The organism is Aliivibrio kagoshimensis (assembly GCF_050337105.1).
Classification (GTDB): Bacteria; Pseudomonadota; Gammaproteobacteria; order Enterobacterales; family Vibrionaceae; genus Aliivibrio_A; species Aliivibrio_A kagoshimensis.
The window spans coordinates 115,784-134,226 of the sequence record NZ_JAKJSQ010000005.1; the positions used below are offsets into that span (position 1 = coordinate 115,784).

At 42.5% G+C, this 18,443-nt stretch carries 14 protein-coding genes; 6 read left to right on the plus strand and 8 right to left on the minus strand.

Annotation, left to right across the window (positions count from 1 at the left end):
* Positions 1–16 precede the first annotated feature (16 nt).
* Positions 17–688, plus strand: coding sequence for a GntR family transcriptional regulator (locus tag L4C32_RS03170; RefSeq protein ID WP_428195399.1), 672 nt, complete (start codon positions 17–19; stop codon positions 686–688).
* A 52-nt stretch (positions 689–740) separates the two neighbouring features.
* Here L4C32_RS03170 and L4C32_RS03175 read toward each other — a convergent pair whose 3' ends face one another.
* From L4C32_RS03175 to L4C32_RS03210, 8 genes are all read right to left on the minus strand, one after another.
* Positions 741–872, minus strand: coding sequence for a hypothetical protein (locus tag L4C32_RS03175; RefSeq protein ID WP_428195400.1), 132 nt, complete (start codon positions 870–872; stop codon positions 741–743).
* A gap of 219 nt (positions 873–1,091) precedes the next feature.
* A complete protein-coding gene (gene ilvN / locus L4C32_RS03180; protein ID WP_428195401.1) occupies positions 1,092–1,586 on the minus strand; it encodes an acetolactate synthase small subunit in 495 nt (164 codons plus the stop codon).
* A 1-nt stretch (position 1,587) separates the two neighbouring features.
* A complete protein-coding gene (locus tag L4C32_RS03185; protein WP_428195402.1) occupies positions 1,588–3,306 on the minus strand; it encodes an acetolactate synthase 3 large subunit in 1,719 nt (572 codons plus the stop codon).
* A 386-nt stretch (positions 3,307–3,692) separates the two neighbouring features.
* Positions 3,693–5,489: an AMP-dependent synthetase/ligase gene (locus L4C32_RS03190; protein WP_428195403.1), complete on the minus strand. Its 1,797-nt coding sequence runs from the start codon at positions 5,487–5,489 to the stop codon at positions 3,693–3,695.
* Between the two features lie 228 nt (positions 5,490–5,717).
* A complete protein-coding gene (gene leuO, locus L4C32_RS03195; RefSeq protein ID WP_428195404.1) occupies positions 5,718–6,683 on the minus strand; it encodes a transcriptional regulator LeuO in 966 nt (321 codons plus the stop codon).
* Positions 6,684–7,146: 463 nt separating this feature from the next.
* Positions 7,147–10,254, minus strand: coding sequence for an efflux RND transporter permease subunit (locus L4C32_RS03200; protein WP_428195405.1), 3,108 nt, complete (start codon positions 10,252–10,254; stop codon positions 7,147–7,149).
* The gene (locus L4C32_RS03205; RefSeq protein WP_428195406.1) at positions 10,254–11,570 is read right to left on the minus strand and encodes an efflux RND transporter periplasmic adaptor subunit; all 1,317 of its coding nucleotides are present in this window, start codon (positions 11,568–11,570) and stop codon (positions 10,254–10,256) included. Before L4C32_RS03205 ends, L4C32_RS03200 begins: the two co-directional genes overlap by 1 nt.
* Entirely contained in the window at positions 11,567–12,229 is a 663-nt protein-coding gene (locus L4C32_RS03210) for a TetR/AcrR family transcriptional regulator (protein ID WP_428195489.1), read from the minus strand. Before L4C32_RS03210 ends, L4C32_RS03205 begins: the two co-directional genes overlap by 4 nt.
* A gap of 567 nt (positions 12,230–12,796) precedes the next feature.
* Here L4C32_RS03210 and leuA point away from each other — a divergent pair.
* The 5 genes from leuA (at position 12,797) to L4C32_RS03235 (ending at position 18,438) form a co-directional block, all read left to right on the plus strand.
* The gene (gene leuA, locus L4C32_RS03215) at positions 12,797–14,341 is read left to right on the plus strand and encodes a 2-isopropylmalate synthase (protein WP_428195407.1); all 1,545 of its coding nucleotides are present in this window, start codon (positions 12,797–12,799) and stop codon (positions 14,339–14,341) included.
* 57 nt (positions 14,342–14,398) lie between these two features.
* Entirely contained in the window at positions 14,399–15,487 is a 1,089-nt protein-coding gene (gene leuB / locus L4C32_RS03220; protein WP_428195408.1) for a 3-isopropylmalate dehydrogenase, read from the plus strand.
* A 41-nt stretch (positions 15,488–15,528) separates the two neighbouring features.
* The gene (gene leuC, locus L4C32_RS03225) at positions 15,529–16,929 is read left to right on the plus strand and encodes a 3-isopropylmalate dehydratase large subunit (protein ID WP_428195409.1); all 1,401 of its coding nucleotides are present in this window, start codon (positions 15,529–15,531) and stop codon (positions 16,927–16,929) included.
* Positions 16,930–16,939: 10 nt separating this feature from the next.
* Positions 16,940–17,542, plus strand: coding sequence for a 3-isopropylmalate dehydratase small subunit (gene leuD, locus L4C32_RS03230; protein WP_428195410.1), 603 nt, complete (start codon positions 16,940–16,942; stop codon positions 17,540–17,542).
* A gap of 119 nt (positions 17,543–17,661) precedes the next feature.
* Positions 17,662–18,438, plus strand: a complete 777-nt coding sequence (locus L4C32_RS03235) for a DUF547 domain-containing protein (RefSeq protein ID WP_428195411.1) — start codon at positions 17,662–17,664, stop codon at positions 18,436–18,438.
* Positions 18,439–18,443 lie beyond the last annotated feature (5 nt).

Here is an 18,443-nt window from a genome sequence, read left to right on the forward strand (position 1 = left end):
TTAAAGAGAGCTTATTGTGTCTAGCCCTACATTAACTGATAAAGTTTCAAAAATGATCCGTCAGGACATCCTTACTGGTCAACTCCTTCCCGGTCAAAAGCTGGTTGTTGCTGATCTTAAATCCCGTTATGCGGTTGGTGCGTCTCCTATTAGAGAGGCCCTCGTACAGTTATCATCAGATAAATACGTTAAGTTTAAACCTCAGAAAGGCTGCTGGGTATCCCCTGTATCCGTTGATGAGCTAACCGAAATTTTCGAAAGTTTACGTATCGTTGGTCGCTTTTTATTAGAAAAATCGATTCAAAGCGGAAATGAAGATTGGGAGTTAAAAGTATTAACCAGTTACCATAAACTGAGTCGCTCACTACAAACAAATCTCGGTCAAGACCTAGATATCAAGCTTGATGAGTGGGACGAATTACATCGTCAGTTTCATTCAGCATTACTATCAGGTAGCGACTCTAAGATCATGTTTAGCTTCTATTTAGATCTAGTAGATCAGCTAAAAAGATACGACTATATCCTACTCAATAAAGAGTCAATCTATATTGAACACGCGAAGGTTATCGAAGATCATGAAATTATCATGAAAGCCGCATTTTCTGGTGACACAGCAAAAGCGCTTGAGAAACTGGACGCGCACAGTGAAGATACTTTAGAACTGCTGAAAAAGTATATAAACAGTTAATACTGATAGGCATTTAATTATTTAGTCGAGGATCATCCTCGACTTTTTTTATCTACCAGCCAAATAGCTCTCGATGATGAGTATTGAGTAAAACCACCATCAATAAGAAGTAAATGGCACTTAATTTAAAACCTAATACAACCAGACTTGCCACCGTTAATCTGACTAAAAAATCATTGAGCATACCTATCGCCCCACTATTTAGTCTCTAGCAATCCTTTTTGCATTCTTTCAAACTAAGAACAGACATCCTGTAAAGAGAGAATAAGCCTTATGTTAAAGGCTACGAAAAATACTTTTATAATTATAGACCACACACCGTATACGACTTTAGTCTAATGCAAAAAAAAACCAGCTAATTGTCGTTAGCTGGCTTAAATATTTGTTATTACAGTTTAAATAATTACGCTTTTAGTGAACGTTCACCTCGAGCAATGCCCACAACGCCGCTTCGCGCCACTTCAACAACCTCAGTCACTTCACTTAATGCCGTAATAAAAGCATCTAATTTATCGCTCGTCCCTGTTAACTGAACGGTATAGAGAGAACTCGTTACATCCACAATTTGCCCACGAAAGATATCAGACATGCGCTTTACTTCTGCGCGAGCAAAACCACTGGCTTTCACTTTCGCTAACAGTAGTTCACGCTCAACATGATCTGTCTCTGTCACTTCCTGAACTTTCAATACATCAACCAGCTTATGCAACTGCTTTTCTATCTGTTCTAACTGAATATTATCCGTTGCCGTTGTGATATTCAGACGAGATAAAGTAGGGTCATCGGTTGGAGAGACGGTTAAAGACTCAATATTATAGCCGCGCTGAGAGAAAAGCCCAACGACGCGAGAAAGAGATCCTGATTCATTTTCAAGTAATAGTGAAATAATACGTCTCATATTAAGTTCTCTCCGTTTTGCTTAACCACATCTTGTCCATTCCTTCGCCTTTAATCAGCATCGGGTATACATGTTCATGTTCATCAACACTGATATCAACAAACACCAAACGATCTTTCATATCTAACGCTCTTTTCAGCTCTGACTCAAGCTTATTAGGATCTGAAATTCTGACTCCCACATGACCATAAGCTTCAGCTATCGCAGCAAAATCAGGCACTGAGTCCATATAAGAGTGCGAATGACGCCCTTGATAAATAAGGTCTTGCCACTGTTTCACCATTCCTAAGAAACGGTTATTCAAGTTAATAATTTTAACTGGAATATCATACTGAAGGGCGGTCGACAACTCTTGAATATTCATCTGGATACTGCCATCACCCGTAATACAAACGACCACTTCGTCAGGCATAGCTAATTTAATACCCATCGCTGCTGGTAGACCAAACCCCATGGTGCCTAAACCACCAGAGTTGATCCAACGACGTGGTTTATCAAACGGGTAATAGAGAGCAGCAAACATCTGATGCTGTCCCACATCCGAAGCCACATAGGCATCACCATTGGTCAGCTTGTGCAGCGTTTCAACCACTTGTTGAGGTTTAATGCGATCGGTAGATTTATCATATTTCAAGCTGTCACGAGCGCGCCACTCATCAATCTGTTGCCACCAGCCCTTCATAGCATCCGCATCATTGCTGCTGCCTTGCTCCTCTAGCAGTGATAACATGCTTGATAAGATCTGGTCCGCTGAACCAACGATCGGAACATCCACTTGTACAGACTTTGAGATGGATGAAGGGTCAATATCGATGTGAAGCACTTTTGCATCAGGGCAGTATTTCTCAACATTATTGGTAGTTCTATCATCAAAACGAACACCAATACCAAATATAAGATCACTGTTGTGCATGGTCATATTGGCTTCGTAGCAACCATGCATACCTAGCATGCCCACTGAGTTTTTATGGGAGGCCGGAAATCCGCCCAACCCCATCAACGTACTAACCACCGGAATATTCAGTGCTTCAGAGAGCTGAAGCACCTCTTTACTGCTGTCTGACATGATGACACCGCCACCCACATACAGCACTGGTTTTTTCGCTTCTAAAAGTGCTTTTAATCCCTTCTTAATTTGCCCTTTATGGCCGACTTTAGTTGGATTATATGAACGCATTTTAATGGTTTCAGGATAGGCGTATTCGAATTTTTTAGTCGGGTCCATCATGTCTTTTGGAAGATCGATAACCACAGGTCCAGGTCGACCTGATGAAGCTAAATAGAATGCTTTTTTGATGATCTCTGGAATATCAGAAGCTTTTTGGACTAAGAAACTGTGTTTCACAACCGGTCTTGAAATACCAATCATGTCACACTCTTGAAATGCATCATTACCGATTAACCCGGTTGGAACCTGACCTGAAATGACCACTAACGGAATAGAGTCAGTATAAGCAGTCGCAATACCGGTAATGGCATTGGTTGCACCAGGACCCGATGTAACCAGGACAACACCGACTTCGCCTGTCGCTCTAGCAAAACCATCGGCCATGTGAACAGCGGCTTGCTCATGTCTTACTAATACATGCTCAACTTCCCCTTTTTCATGAAGGGCGTCGTAGATGTCTAGAACAGAGCCTCCAGGGTAGCCAAAGATGTGTTTCACACCTTGATCAATCAGTGAGCGGACTACCATATCCGCGCCAGATAACATTTCCATATTTTTTCTCCAGGTCATTGCTAACTGAAACAGTGCTAAACGGTATTCAACAAACTTTCAGTTTCGCATAGTTAGGGCTTATTTTTAGCCTAAACAGAAATAATGATATTTTTCATTCTATGCAGCTCCATTTTTCATAACAAATAGAACCAACCAGAAACAACTTTAACCCTTTAGTTGCAATTAAGTCCACGGTTGTTTTTTCTTTTAAATCCAAATAACCAATAAAACTGAAAAAATAAAAGTATTCCACCTGAAAATGAGTAGGTAGGCAGACAATTAGACCTAATCTAAATGAAAATTCGACACAAAAAATCAAGGCAATAAAAAAGGAGCCCAAGGCTCCTTTTTTATGATGTTTGACTCATCTCTGAACGGGTTAAGTTCTATTTTTTGTCATCGTACATATCGTCAATTTCACTCTGATACCGCTCATCAATCACCTTACGTCGTAATTTCTGAGTTGGCGTCAGCTCTCCTTTATCCATAGAGAAGGCTTTGGGTAGCAGTGTGAACTTTTTGACCTGCTCGAAACGAGCCAGCTCTTTTTGCAAGTCAGAGACTCTACTCTCAAACATCTCAACAATTTGACTGTGTTTAAGTAGATCCATACGGTCATGGTAGATGATATTGAGCTCTTTGGCATACTCCTCAAGAACATCATAACAAGGCACAATTAACGCTGAAACAAATTTTCTAGTATCCGCAACCACAGCAATCTGTTCAATAAAGTGATCTTTGCCTATGGTACCTTCAATCATTTGGGGGGCGATGTATTTTCCCCCAGAGGTTTTCATTAACTCTTTAATACGATCGGTTATATAGAGGTTTCCATTCGCATCAAACTCGCCAGCATCGCCTGTTTTCAAAAAACCGTCTTCTGTGAAAGTTTTCGCTGTCTCTTCTGGTTTTTTATAATAACCACGCATAACCATTGGACCACGAACCAAAATCTCATTTTTATCGCCAATTTTCACTTCGGCGCCCAGCATCGCTGTCCCTATAGAGTCAGGATTAAACTCTCTATCATTCCAACAAGACACTGTTGCCGTGGTTTCTGTCATACCGTAACCCAGTTTGACATTAATTCCGATGGCATGAAAAAAACGTCCTATGGTTGTATCTAATTTTGCACCGCCGCAGGGCATAAAGTTAATGTTTCCACCCAAAATTCCACGCAGCTTGTTCAGTACTAACTTGTCCGCTAACTGATAAGCACTTTTTAGTGCCCAAGATGGTTGACGGGACTCTTGATGCGCCACGGCCATTTTAGCGCCCATATTAACTGCCCAAGTGAACATGATCTTTTTATGCAGGGGTGCGCGCGACACCTTCTCATGTACGGTAGAGAAGATCTTCTCGTAAAAACGTGGGACAGCAGCGACCACCGTTGGTTTAACTTCCGACAGCGCCTCTTTAATTAGATTGGTATTTTGTAAATAGCAGTTCACCGCACCTTTGTGAAGCACATAAAACGTCCAAGCTCGTTCAAATACATGCGATAGAGGTAAAAAGCAGAGAGAGACATCTTTCTCCGTTAACGCCAGACGTTGATCATGTCCCAAAAGCTGGGCTGCTACATTAGTATAATCAAGCATCACACCTTTCGGCTCACCGGTGGTGCCAGAGGTATAAATAAGCGTCAGAAGATCATCCATATTGGCGTCTTCTATCCGGCTATCAAGTTCACTGCTGTCAGCCTGAGTTACGGAATCAATGAAACTGTTCCAGTGATAGCCTGAAGGGTGATCATTAAGGTCTACCTCGTCAGTCATCGCAACGATATACTCTAATGATTCACACTGCTCAAAAATCACTACTGCGGCATTATATTGAGCTTGTTCACCTACAAATAGAATGCGTACGTCTGCATCATTAATAATATAGGCTGATTGTTTAGGGGTATTGGTCGGATAGATAGGAACCGTGACTGCACGAGCTTGCATAGTCGCGAAATCAGCAATAGACCAACGAGCCATATTGTTTGAGAATATACCGACGTTCTCTTGTACTTTTACCCCATAAGCCAGTAGTGCGAGAGAGAGCTCATCAATTTGCTGTCCAAACTGCTGCCAGCTAATATCCGACCAATTCCCCTGAGAGTCACGTTCACGTAAAGCAGTATCATTTTGACGTTGAGCTGCTTGCTCACGAACTCTTTTTACAATATGCAAATCATTCATAAATAATATCTGTACCTTAGGCTTACAAGTGTAAGCTGATTTTGATGCAGGAATTCTACAAACAGTGGATAAAAAGGCAACTAAATAAATTGCTCAATCGACGGTATGACGCATAAAGAGTCTTAAAAACTTTAAAACAGTCTATTTAAGTTTCTATTATTCAAAAACATAGAGGCGAATATACAAAAAAGCCAGCAGAAGCTGACTTTCTCTAATATGTGACATTGATTATAGTTGATGTGAAGCAACTATCTCTTCACCACAGATCTTCATTAATTGATCTCTCATCCAGATATTTCCTTTGTCTTTCAGTGAAGACTCATGCCAGCTCAAGTAACTACTGATTTTGTTGTTCTCAAATGGCAGTTCAAGGACTTTGAACTGTGCGTTATTTGGCATGGATTCAACCAACCAGCGCGGAGCAACAGTCACCAAATCAGATTGAGCCACAACATACAGAATATTACTCATACTCGTACCTTGGTACGCTTGAACATAGTTATCATTAGAGTAGATAGAATCACCAAAACGGTACACTTTATCTATCTTAGATAAGATCGCGTGTTTTTCTGCTAACAGCTCTTGTTTAGAGATTGAGTCACCAATTCTTGGGTGCGTTGAGCTACTAATAACCACCAGCTCATCACTAAATAGCTCGGTGCTGGCAAAACCGGGTTCATCAAATTTAGCGTAATCAATCACAAAATCAACCTCTTGATAACGTAATTTTTGAGCTAGGTTAGCGTCGATCTCTCCATCTAACTGAAGTTGAACATAAGGCGCTTCGGTATGGATATCCTTCATAATACGAGGAGCGAAGCGTATGTCAGATGGGCTACAGATCGCCAGTTTAAACTGACGTTCAGACGTTTCTGGTGAAAATATTGAACTTGGTAACTCGTTTTTTACCAACTGAAGAGCTTGCCTTAGTGGCCCAAATAACTGTTTCGCTCTTAATGTTGGTTGTATACCACGTCCATGACGAATAAATAGCTCATCATTGAACATCACCTTCAAGCGCGCAACGGCATTACTGACTGCTGGTTGAGACATTCCTAAATTTTGTGCTGCACGCGTAATATTCTGTTCCTGCATAACAGCATCAAAGACTGTCAGTAAATTCAGGTCCACGCCGCGTAAGTTTGAGTCCATACGAAAGTGGTTTGATTGGGCAGAGTTATCTCTACGTATCATTGGTAAGCCTTATAAAGTAGGGGATTTTTCTCAAGCGTCAATGCCAACAAATCGGATCGTTCTTAATCCTAATAATATTCGCCAAGGAAATAGTTCCGAGCCAGATGCAACTATTCATCAATAACAAATAAAGCGCCATAGCCTTTGATATTTAATCATTTCTTTTCATATTAATTGAAAATTATCCATTTAGTTTCAAATAATTAACTTTAAAAAAGAGGAAAATAAAAAAAACTAAACATTCCTAAAAGGTATGGTTTATCACCCACTATACAGCATGACATACTAATTAAGCAATATTATAGTTATAGTTAAATCATTCATAGAGGCGATAGAACAATTATGAAGTGGCTATTGTTTTCGAAAATACTACCGCTAAAAATAGTTTTATCAATAGCTAATAATAATTTCCCCCTCAACATAGAGATAATGTTGAGGGGGAACCGTGGTCTGAGCAGAGTACTTACAGTGAGAGTCTGTGATGTTTTTTCACCCAGCCTCCATCCGCTAATACTGCATAAGCAGCAGGAATCATAAAGAGCACCAGCAGTGTTGAAGTAAATATGCCAAACACAATCGAGATAACTAAAGGTTTAATGACTTGTGCTTGTAAACTGGTTTCCAACAGAAGAGGTAAAAGACCCGCAGCCGTTGTTAATGACGTTAAAAAGACGGCTCGGAATCGCTCTTGGCTCGCCTTAACCACTGATTCATGCACCGTCATCCCTTCATCGACATGATGACGAATATATTGCACCAATAATATGGAGTCATTAACGACAACCCCAGCAAGAGACACAAACCCCATGATACTAGGCATACTTAATGAGTGTCCGAGTAAGAAGTGCCCCCAAAGCACACCAATCAATGCTAAAGGGATGGCGATCATTACCACAAAAGGCTCAAGGTAACTTCTAAACTGAAAACTTAAAATTACAAATACACCAAACAGTCCTATCATAAATCCTGTTGCGATAGATTGACCTGTCTGCGCTGAATCTTTCGCCTCCCCTTCAAAGTCAAATCGCAACGTCGGATACCGCTGCTGAAGCGTGGGCACAAGATCTTTCTTGAACTGGTTAAGTATCTCTGTAGAGCTGATCTGAGAAGCATGCACATCACCAAAAACACTTAATGTTCTTACTCCATTAACTCTTTGTATACGTACATAGTTTCTCTGAGGGGTTAATGTTGCAAGAGATGCGAGAGGAATCTGGCTACCGTTAGGCATGATAATAGGGAAGTTCTCCAAAGTATGAAGATCGCCAGCTTGCTCTTTATTAAAGCGAACCTCTATCTCAATATTTTCAACGCCTAACTGAATTTCGTCCGCAGTCTGGCCAAAATACGCCGCACGCAGCTGATTAGCAACCAGCTGCCCTGTAATCCCATAGGTTTCCGCTCCAGGACGCAGTTTGACTAATACCTCCTCTTTACCCATTCGCATATCATCAAGGACACCATACACCCCTGCAAACTCATTGAGATAGGCTTGAACCTCTATAGAAGCGGCTTTTAACGTATGCAGATCACTGTCCATCATACGTATTTCAATGGCTCGCCCTCCAGGTCCCATAGTAGGCTGTTTAAATACTAACGTGACAGGCTCTGGAAGATCACCAACCTCTAAACGCCACGCATCAATAAAGTCATCCAATAGAGAGTTTCGCTCTTCCGCCCCTAAAAAGTCTAAACGCACTGTCGCAAGGTGTGGTCCCGATTCATTGGCATCCGCGTTTACATTAAACTGTTGCGTAATATGCTCTACCAGTTGACGTCCCCCTTCGTTATTTTCACTCCATGTTTTATTTAAGCGCTGCGCTGCAGTCACAATGTGTTCGACAACGAGCTCTGTTTGAGAGAGTGACGAGCCTGGGGGAAGGATGATTCTCGCTTCAGCAATATCCCCATCCAACTCAGGAAAGCCGACAAACTTTAGCGCGCCACCGGAAATAAGGGAAAAGGAGACAAGCAACATAGCGATGACACTGCCTAAGAATGCATAACGCCACTCCACGACCTTAGTCACCGCATAAACAAGCGTGGTATTTCGAAAGTGGTCAAAACGATCGAGCAGACGTTTTTTAAAACCAGACACAGGTTTATCATTTTTAGCTCTATGCAGCGAATGGGATAAATGGTTGGGTAAAATAAGAAATGCCTCTATTAAACTCAGGCTTAATACCAAGATCAGCACTTGAGGAACCACTCTTAATACCGCCCCCATCTCCCCTTGCAGAAACATCAAGCTGCCAAAAATACAGACCGTAGTAAGGAAAGAGGAGATAACCCCCGGCATCACTTTTTTGACCCCATTATACACCGCATCATCTATCTCTTGCCCTCGGTCCAAATGAGAGGCAATAGACTCTGCAATAACGATAGCATCGTCCATCATGATCCCTATCGCCATTAATAACGCAACCAAAGACATGATATTAATAGAGAGACCTAAGCTGGCCATTAAAAACAGACCACCAAGAAAAGCAACCGGAAGGCCTGCTGCAACCCAAAAGGAGTATCGTAGAGTAAAAAATAGCCACATGGTTAAAAAAACAAGGGTGATACCCTGCCAACCATTACTCACCATCATAGTGAGGCGATCCCATAATAGTGAAGAGAGATCATTGGTCATTTCCAGTGTCACGCCATCCGGGGCAACCGACTGTTGATAAGTGACAAATTCAGCCACTCTCTCCTTAATTCTCAATGCATCATCAGATTTATTTTTACTCACTTTCAATACTGCTGAGGGATTACCGTTGAAGATAATCTTCTGTTCGTCGAGTTCAAAACGGTCACTGATCGTGGCAATATCCCCCAAGCGGATCAGAGCGCCACTCTCAGAGGCACCCATCACGATAGTAGCCAGTTCAACAGGGGTTGTTTTTCTTTCATCAAAGCGAATTAAGAAGTTCTTTTCTGGCGTTTCAATGCTTCCGCTCGGTAATTTAATATTTTGTGCAGCCAGTTTATTGGCTATATCATTAACGTTGAGACCTAGCTGACGAATCGCGACCTCATCTAACTCAACTCGGTATTGATGATCAGAGAACCCAGTCACTCTGACCAAGGCAACGTCATAATCCAGTTTTAAGATTAACTTCAGCTTCTCAGCATACGCTTTTAGTTCAGGCCAGGTTGTTTTGGCAGAGATCGCCACATCAACCACGGGTTCATTCCAATCCAATTCCTGCACAATCGGAGACTCTATCTCTTTTGGGAAGTCATTGATGGCATTGATCTGTGTCTGCACATCCACTAACATCCTGCCAATATCCGTTTTTTCGTTCAGCTTGATCACTAAACGAGCTGAGCCTTCAACCGCTTCACATCGGGTCTCTTCAATATTACCAAGACCATCGACGGCATCTTCCATCCTCACACAGATACTCTCTTCAACCTCTTGAGGAGAGGCACCAGGATACACAACTCCTGCTGATATATAGAGTGGACTAAATTCAGGAAACGTTTCACGCTTTACCTGAGACAGTGACACTACGCCTAATAACAGCAGACTCAACATGAGCAGATTAGCGGCCGTCGGGTGTCTGGCAAAGAACTTAATCATTACGAACCCCCTCCTGCCTGCTGCGGTTTAATCGTCCGTAGCTTCATGCCATTAATCGCAGGAAGAATATCATTCATGATTAATTGATCCCCCGAAGAGAGGCCCGCAGTAATCACCACCTGATTATCTCTTCGAAATAAAATCGTTATCGGCTGAATAATCAACCGACTGTCACTGCTAAGTAAATAGATATGGCTTCCATGCACTGCACTTTCAGGCACGACCCATTGGTCTGATGCAGACCCTTCAATAACAGCTTTAACAAACATACCGTTCACCAATGGCGGTGGTGTGCTTGGCTTTAGTGTTCGATAGTCTTGTTCAATTTCTAAAATAATACCGACGGTGGCTTGGTTTGGGTCGACGGTTTCGCTAATACGAGCGACATGCGCTTGCCACTCAACATTGAAACGACCACTGCTTAATAACACTCTGGCTTTTAAGGGTAAAGCATCAATATTAGGCATCCCTTGTTCATTTAAGGTAAACGTGGTGAAGCTTTTCGCTAACGTTTGCATATCATGCAATGAGACTTGGGCTTCCATCTCCATGGTTTCAATACCATGGGCAATAAACATCGCCTGTTGCAGGTTAACCACTTGGTCCGCTTCAATGTCCACCTCAGCAATACGCACATCAACAGGGAGTACAATGCTGGTTTTCTCTAGCGACCGCTGCGCCTCTTTTAATTTCGCTTGATTCACTTTCACCATCGCATGGGCAACTTTACGTTCATCCGGCAACAGTAATATTTGATTATTAATATCAAGCACCACTTTTTGTTGCGCCAAATAGGATTGATTCTGTTGGTCCAAATCAGACGTGGACGTTAACCCTCTTTTCTGTAAGTTCACTTTTCGGTCCAGTTCCTTTTTACTGATGCCTAAGCGTGTTTTCTCAATGGATAAGGTATTACGGATATTTTTCTCTTCGAGATCCACTTTTGCCAGTTGGGTTTGGCTTGAGCTTAAATCAGCCTCAGCTTGCGCCAGTTTTAGTTCATAATCTAATGGATCAATACGAAGCACCTCCGTACCAGCGACCAGCACATTCCCTTTATTTAATTCAGGGTGACGATAAACCACTTTACCTGAGACCTCTGCAATGGCTTTCCACTCTAACTTTGGTCTGATTTTGCCAAAGCCAATGACAAGAGGTGCGATAGATTTCGGTTCTAACGTCACCGTTTTTACTACTTGAGAGCGATCTTCTAAAGGTTTAACTTCCGCATCAGGGCGCATCTTAGTGACTGCGACAAGGATCATCACCCCTAACGCCACAACGGGAAAAAATAACCACTTACGAGGTAACTTCATTCGCTTCTTCCTTGCTTATTATCAATCGTTTCAACATTTATGAACCCTTCCGTCATCAGTGTTATATTGTGCTCTATCAAACGATTTAAAAATGCTTCATTAAGCTCAATACCATGTAAAACTAACAGTGGCGGTGGCGCTACAAACGGGAATACCATCAAACTAATGTAAGAGACTCGACATAGCTGGGGATCCAGCCCTTTTTTAAGCACCCCGCTTTCGATTAACTTATCAAAAATGACATCTTGAGCAGGTTTAGTGATATCTAAGAACACTTTCTCCAACAGTTCTCTTTGCACTTCTGAAGGAGGCATGTTCATGACTTGTGCTATCAAACGAGGGAACTTGGGCACCTTTACCATCTCCTGATAGTAGGTTCTCATCAAATCGAGAAAATTTTTATGACTCGCATCTTCAGTCAACTTTTGCATCTGCAACTGCATAGGACGCAATGTCTCTCGCAGCATGGTTTCAAATAATCCCGCTTTATTACCGAAGTAGTAACGTATCATCGCGATATTCACCTCAGCACGATCGGCGATTAAGCGTGTCGATACCTTGTCGTATGAGTGAATGACAAATAACTCACGAGCTTGCTGAATCAAACGTTCTCTCACGTCGGAGTTTTGAGGAGGGCGCCCTGCTTTTCGGCTCTTCACCATATCGCGTCTCAATAAATTAATCAGATGATTAATTATAGAAAAAAAACCAACAAATAAGCAGCACAATAATTCACCACTATTTAATCAATTGATTAATTACTAGCTCCTCCTCCCTTTCATGTCAGTGACACCAACTAATTAAGAAAAAAACATTACAATTTTTTAACCTGAACATAGGTAGATGCATGAACGTCTAATCTACACACGACACTCCAAACAGAACTTTAAACCAAATAAAAAAGTAAAATCAGTATAAACCAAATGAGCTTGAGACTTTACTCCGCAAATAATAGCTTTTCTTGTTTGACGCTCAGAATAAATTACGGTAAATATGGTGTTAATAATGTATATATGGATTTGTGTCATGCTATTTTCTTCATCTCGACTTCTAAGCCTCCTCCTTATCGTGACCAGATCGCGCGGGTAGCTTGTTGGTTGAAAACCACACAAATTCTAAAACCCGCCCTGAAGCGGGTTTTTTTGTAACTATGGTTATTTAAAACACATCATTCTTAATAATATATTGGATAACATTCGATTCTATATCGACATAAGGAAGCAGCCATGAACGATCAAGTGATAATTTTCGACACCACCTTACGTGATGGCGAGCAAGCGTTATCTGCAAGCTTAACGGTTAAAGAGAAATTGCAAATCGCCTATGCACTTGAACGACTGGGCGTTGATGTGATTGAAGCAGGCTTTCCTGTCTCTTCGCCTGGCGATTTTGAATCGGTTCAAACCATTGCTAAAAATATCAAAAACAGCCGGATTTGTGCTCTGGCTCGTGCGGTATCAAAAGACATTGATGTCGCAGCAGAGTCATTGAAAGTGGCTGAGGCGTTTCGTATCCATACTTTTATCTCCACCTCAACCGTGCACGTACAAGATAAGCTGCGACGTAGTTACGAAGATGTAGTTGAAATGGGTGTCGCTGCCGTAAAGCGTGCTAGAAACTATACCGATGACGTTGAGTTCTCATGTGAAGATGCTGGCCGAACTCCTATTGATAACTTGTGCCGTATGGTCGAAGCCGCGATTGACGCAGGTGCTTCTACGATCAATATCCCTGACACAGTAGGTTATACGGTACCTGGTGAGTTTGGCGCCATTATCGAAACCCTATTCAATCGTGTTCCTAATATTGATAAAGCGATAATCTCAGTCCATTGCCATGATGATTTAGGCATGTCTGTTGCCAACTCAATCTCTGCGGTTCAAGCAGGGGCTCGTCAAATTGAAGGCACCATTAATGGTTTGGGCGAACGAGCGGGTAACTGTGCACTTGAAGAGATCGCGATGATCATCAAAACTCGCTCAGAGCTGTTAGGGGTACACACCAATATTCAACATAAAGAGATACACCGCACCAGTCACCTTATCAGCCAGCTTTGCAACATGCCGATTCAAAGCAACAAGGCCGTTGTGGGTAGCAATGCTTTTAGCCACTCTTCAGGCATTCACCAAGATGGTATCTTAAAAAATAAAAACACTTACGAAATCATGACCCCTGAATCGATAGGTCTAAAAAACCAAGCGTTGAATCTAACCAGTCGTTCTGGACGTGCTGCAGTGAAAAGTCACATGGATGCCATGGGTTATCGAGAAGATGAGTATAAGCTGGACGAGTTATATACCGACTTCTTGAAGCTTGCAGATCGTAAAGGTCAAGTTTTCGACTATGACTTAGAGGCTTTGATGCACTTCTCTAACCTTAGGGATGAAGACGATTTCTTTAAAATAAACTACTTGAGCGTTCAATCAGGTAGCATCATGGCAACCACCAGCATTAAGTTACAGTGCGGAGACGTAGAGAAGAGTGAGGCCGCGGTCGGCAACGGCCCAGTCGATGCACTGTATCAATGTATTTACCGCTTAACAGGGTATGAAATTGTACTGGATAAATTTGACCTAACCGCTAAAGGTGAAGGTGAAGATGGCCTAGGGCAAGCTGATATTATTGCCAATTATAAAGGTCGAAAATACCACGGCACTGGGCTTGCAACCGACATCGTTGAAGCATCAGGGCAAGCACTACTGCACGTAATCAACAGCATTCATCGAGCGAATCAGATTGTTGATATCAAAAGTCAAAAAGTGCAGCACTAATTAAGTAACAACTTATGGCAACACAGTCATCATAAATTAATCAGGAGAGAGATAACCATGGCAGGCAACAGCTATAAAATTGCAGTTTTACCCGGTGACGGCATTGGCCCAGAAGTAATGGAACAAGCGCATAAAGTCTTGGATGCAATTTCAAAGAAGCACAGCATCACCTTTGATAAAACGCAGTATGATGTAGGGGGGATTGCTATTGATAATCACGGCTGCCCGCTACCTGAAAGTACTTTAAAGGGGTGTGAAGCGTCCGATGCGATACTTTTTGGTTCTGTCGGCGGCCCAAAATGGGAACACCTTGCTCCAAACGATCAACCTGAACGTGGTGCTCTGTTGCCACTTCGCAAGCACTTCCAACTGTTTTGTAACCTTCGTCCTGCACAAATTCATGCTGGATTGGAAAATTTCTCACCACTTCGTGCTGATATCTCAGAACGTGGTTTTGACATCGTCGTAGTACGTGAGTTAACTGGTGGTATCTACTTTGGTGAGCCGAAAGGACGTGAAGGCCAAGGTCCAGAAGAGAAAGCCTTTGATACCGAGGTGTATCACCGCTATGAGATTGAGCGCATTGCAAAAATCGCTTTTGAATCAGCCATGTTACGCAGCAAAAATGTCTACTCAATTGATAAAGCAAACGTGTTACAGAGCTCTATTTTATGGCGTGAAGTGGTAGAGGAAGTGGCGAAAGATTACCCTGAAGTCGCTTTAAACCACATCTATATTGATAATGCGACCATGCAATTAATTAAAGATCCTTCCCAGTTTGATGTCATGCTGTGCTCGAACATCTTTGGCGATATTATCTCAGATGAGTGTGCGATGATTACTGGTTCAATGGGCATGCTTCCATCCGCCAGCTTAAATCAAAGCAAATTTGGTCTGTATGAACCTGCAGGAGGCTCCGCACCGGATATAGCAGGAAAGAACATTGCCAATCCAGTGGCTCAAATTCTGTCGGCAGCACTTATGCTTCGTTACAGTTTACATGAAGACCAAGCGGCTACTGACATTGAAAAAGCAGTCTCTAAAGCACTTGAAGCCGGCGAACTAACTGCCGACCTAGCCGGAAACGCTACCCCATTAAGTACCAGTGAAATGGGCGATAAGATCGCAAACTACATCTTAGATTAAATCATAATAATAAGAGCTGTGAAGAGCAAAAGGAAAACGCAATGTCAAAAACACTATACGAAAAAGTTTATGATGCCCATGTCGCCGTTGCGGCAAAAGGCGAAACACCGATTTTGTACATTGACCGTCATTTAGTCCATGAGGTGACCTCCCCACAAGCCTTTGATGGTTTGCGAGAGAAAGGACGTGTCGTTCGTCAAACAGGAAAAACCTTCGCCACAATGGATCATAACGTCTCCACGCAGACCAAAGACATTAATGCGTGTGGCGAGATGGCGAAAATACAGATGGAGACATTGGCAAAAAACTGTGAAGAGTTTGGTGTCACTCTGTATGACTTGAACCACAAGTATCAAGGCATTGTGCATGTTATGGGTCCAGAGCTAGGCATTACTCTACCGGGTATGACCATCGTCTGTGGCGACTCGCACACTGCGACCCACGGTGCATTCGGTTCTCTGGCATTTGGTATTGGTACCTCTGAAGTAGAGCACGTTTTAGCAACACAAACGCTGAAACAAGCCAAAGCCAAAACCATGAAGATCGAAGTCAAAGGAAAGGTCGCTAAAGGGATCACCGCCAAAGATATCGTATTGGCGATTATTGGTAAAACCACCGCTGCAGGTGGTACGGGTTACGTAGTTGAGTTTTGTGGTGAAGCCATCACAGATTTGACTATGGAAGGTCGAATGACCGTCTGTAATATGGCGATCGAGTTGGGTGCAAAAGCAGGACTTATTGCTCCGGATCAAACCACATTCGACTACATTAAAGATCGTAAATTTTCACCATCGGGTGCCGATTACGATGCCGCTGTTGAGTACTGGTCAAGCCTGAAAACAGATGATAACGCCACGTTTGATGCCGTTGTTACTTTAGACGCCAGTGAGATTAAACCTCAAGTCACTTGGGGAACCAATCCAGGCCAAGTTATTCCGATTAATACCATCATTCCTGGTCCTGACGACTTCTCTGATCCCGTTGAGAAAGCCTCTGCTGAAAAAGCGCTGGCTTATATGGGATTAGAAGCAGGCAAAAATCTGTCTGACTTCCCTATTGATAAAGTGTTCATCGGGTCGTGCACTAATTCACGCATAGAAGATATGCGTGCAGCAGCAAAAGTCGCTAAAGGTCGCTCGGTTGCCAGCCATGTCCAAGCTTTAGTCGTACCTGGCTCTGAGCAGGTAAAAGCGCAAGCCGAAGCTGAAGGATTAGATAAAATCTTCATCGAAGCAGGTTTTGAGTGGCGTCTACCAGGTTGTTCAATGTGTCTTGCCATGAACAATGACAGACTAGGTCCACATGAACGTTGTGCATCAACCAGCAACCGTAACTTTGAAGGTCGCCAAGGTCGTGATGGACGTACTCACCTAGTCAGCCCAGCGATGGCTGCCGCCGCGGCTTGTGCAGGCCACTTTGTTGATATTCAAGATTTAGATTAAGGAGCTGATTATGTCAGGTTTTAAGCAACACACAGGCCTAGTGGTTCCTTTAGATACCGCTAACATTGATACCGATGCCATTATTCCAAAGCAGTTTTTACAAAAAGTAAACCGCATCGGCTTTGGCAAACATCTTTTTCATGACTGGCGCTTTCTTGATGATGAAGGGCAACAACCAAACCCTGAATTTGTCATGAACGAAAAACGCTATCAAGGGGCCAGTATTCTTTTGGCTCGCGAAAACTTTGGTTGCGGATCGTCAAGAGAGCACGCTCCTTGGGCATTAGCAGACTACGGCATTCAAATCATGATCGCCTCTAGTTTTGCCGATATCTTTTATGGAAACTCCATTAATAACCAGATGATTCCGGTTCGTTTGACGGATCAAGAAGTTAATGAGTTATTTGATTTTGTACACAGTACCGAAGGTGCAGAGATCAACGTTAACTTAGAGAGCATGTTAGTCACCGCCAACGGAAAAACCTATGGATTTGAGATTGATGAGTTTCGTCGTCACTGCTTACTTAATGGGTTAGATAACATTGGACTGACCTTGCAGCACGAAGAGAAAATCTCTGAGTTTGAACAGAGCATTCCAAGCTTTTTGAAATAGCTTATCTCTAATTAAGGGCTGCACGTATCCGCAGCCCTATTATTTTTTGAAATAGAACGCCCCATCATCAGGTCATCTTAGTCATAACGCCCTACTCTTCACCATGTTAAGGTTATGATATGAAATATCTCCTCTCAATAATAATGCTACTAGTCACTCTCAATAGTGCTGCCGCTCCTGACGCGGAGTTATGGTCTTTTTGGGATAAAAGTAATGAGCAGAACAGCGCTTCAATCTCTCATCAACCGTGGCAACAACTACTGGATAGTTATCTCATTCAACGTGGTACTCAGACACTTTTTCAATATGGTAAAGTCACAGAGATTGATAGAACCAAACTCCAAAATTATCTTGCTGACTTGAGCAAACTGGACCCTCGTACTTTTAACCGAACGGAACAATATGCCTACTGGGTTAATTTGTATAACGCGCTCACCGTAAACCTTATCTTAGACAATTACCCTCTGAAATCGATCACTAAATTGGGAGGGATTTTTAGCTTTGGTCCGTGGGGGGATCAGATTGCGATCATTAACTCGAAAAAGTTAACTCTCAATGATATAGAGCATCGAATATTACGCCCTATCTGGCAAGATGCTAGAACCCACTATGCCGTTAACTGTGCCAGTCTGGGCTGCCCCAACTTACAATCTAGCGCATTTACGGCTCAAAATAGTCAAGCACTCCTAGATAAAGCCGCGTCTGATTTCATCAACAGCACTAAAGGCGCGACATTAGAGTCCGGCAAATTACAGCTCTCTTCAATCTATGATTGGTTCAGTAGCGATTTTGGCGACAAAGAAGCGCTATTTCGACATCTCGCGCAATATCGAGTTGAACTTAACGGGTACTCAGGGCAGATTAGCTTTGATTATGACTGGCGTTTAAACGAATAGGTCGA

Bases quoted from the DNA above. Each gene is read 5' to 3' on its own strand.
- L4C32_RS03175 (WP_428195400.1), bottom strand. From the start codon at position 872: ATGCTCAATGATTTTTTAGTCAGATTAACGGTGGCAAGTCTGGTTGTA.
- ilvN (WP_428195401.1), bottom strand. From the start codon at position 1,586: ATGAGACGTATTATTTCACTATTACTTGAAAATGAATCAGGATCTCTT.
- L4C32_RS03185 (WP_428195402.1), bottom strand. From the start codon at position 3,306: ATGGAAATGTTATCTGGCGCGGATATGGTAGTCCGCTCACTGATTGAT.
- L4C32_RS03190 (WP_428195403.1), bottom strand. From the start codon at position 5,489: ATGAATGATTTGCATATTGTAAAAAGAGTTCGTGAGCAAGCAGCTCAA.
- leuO (WP_428195404.1), bottom strand. From the start codon at position 6,683: ATGATACGTAGAGATAACTCTGCCCAATCAAACCACTTTCGTATGGAC.
- L4C32_RS03200 (WP_428195405.1), bottom strand. From the start codon at position 10,254: ATGATTAAGTTCTTTGCCAGACACCCGACGGCCGCTAATCTGCTCATG.
- L4C32_RS03205 (WP_428195406.1), bottom strand. From the start codon at position 11,570: ATGAAGTTACCTCGTAAGTGGTTATTTTTTCCCGTTGTGGCGTTAGGG.
- leuA (WP_428195407.1), top strand. From the start codon at position 12,797: ATGAACGATCAAGTGATAATTTTCGACACCACCTTACGTGATGGCGAG.
- leuB (WP_428195408.1), top strand. From the start codon at position 14,399: ATGGCAGGCAACAGCTATAAAATTGCAGTTTTACCCGGTGACGGCATT.
- leuC (WP_428195409.1), top strand. From the start codon at position 15,529: ATGTCAAAAACACTATACGAAAAAGTTTATGATGCCCATGTCGCCGTT.
- leuD (WP_428195410.1), top strand. From the start codon at position 16,940: ATGTCAGGTTTTAAGCAACACACAGGCCTAGTGGTTCCTTTAGATACC.
- L4C32_RS03235 (WP_428195411.1), top strand. From the start codon at position 17,662: ATGAAATATCTCCTCTCAATAATAATGCTACTAGTCACTCTCAATAGT.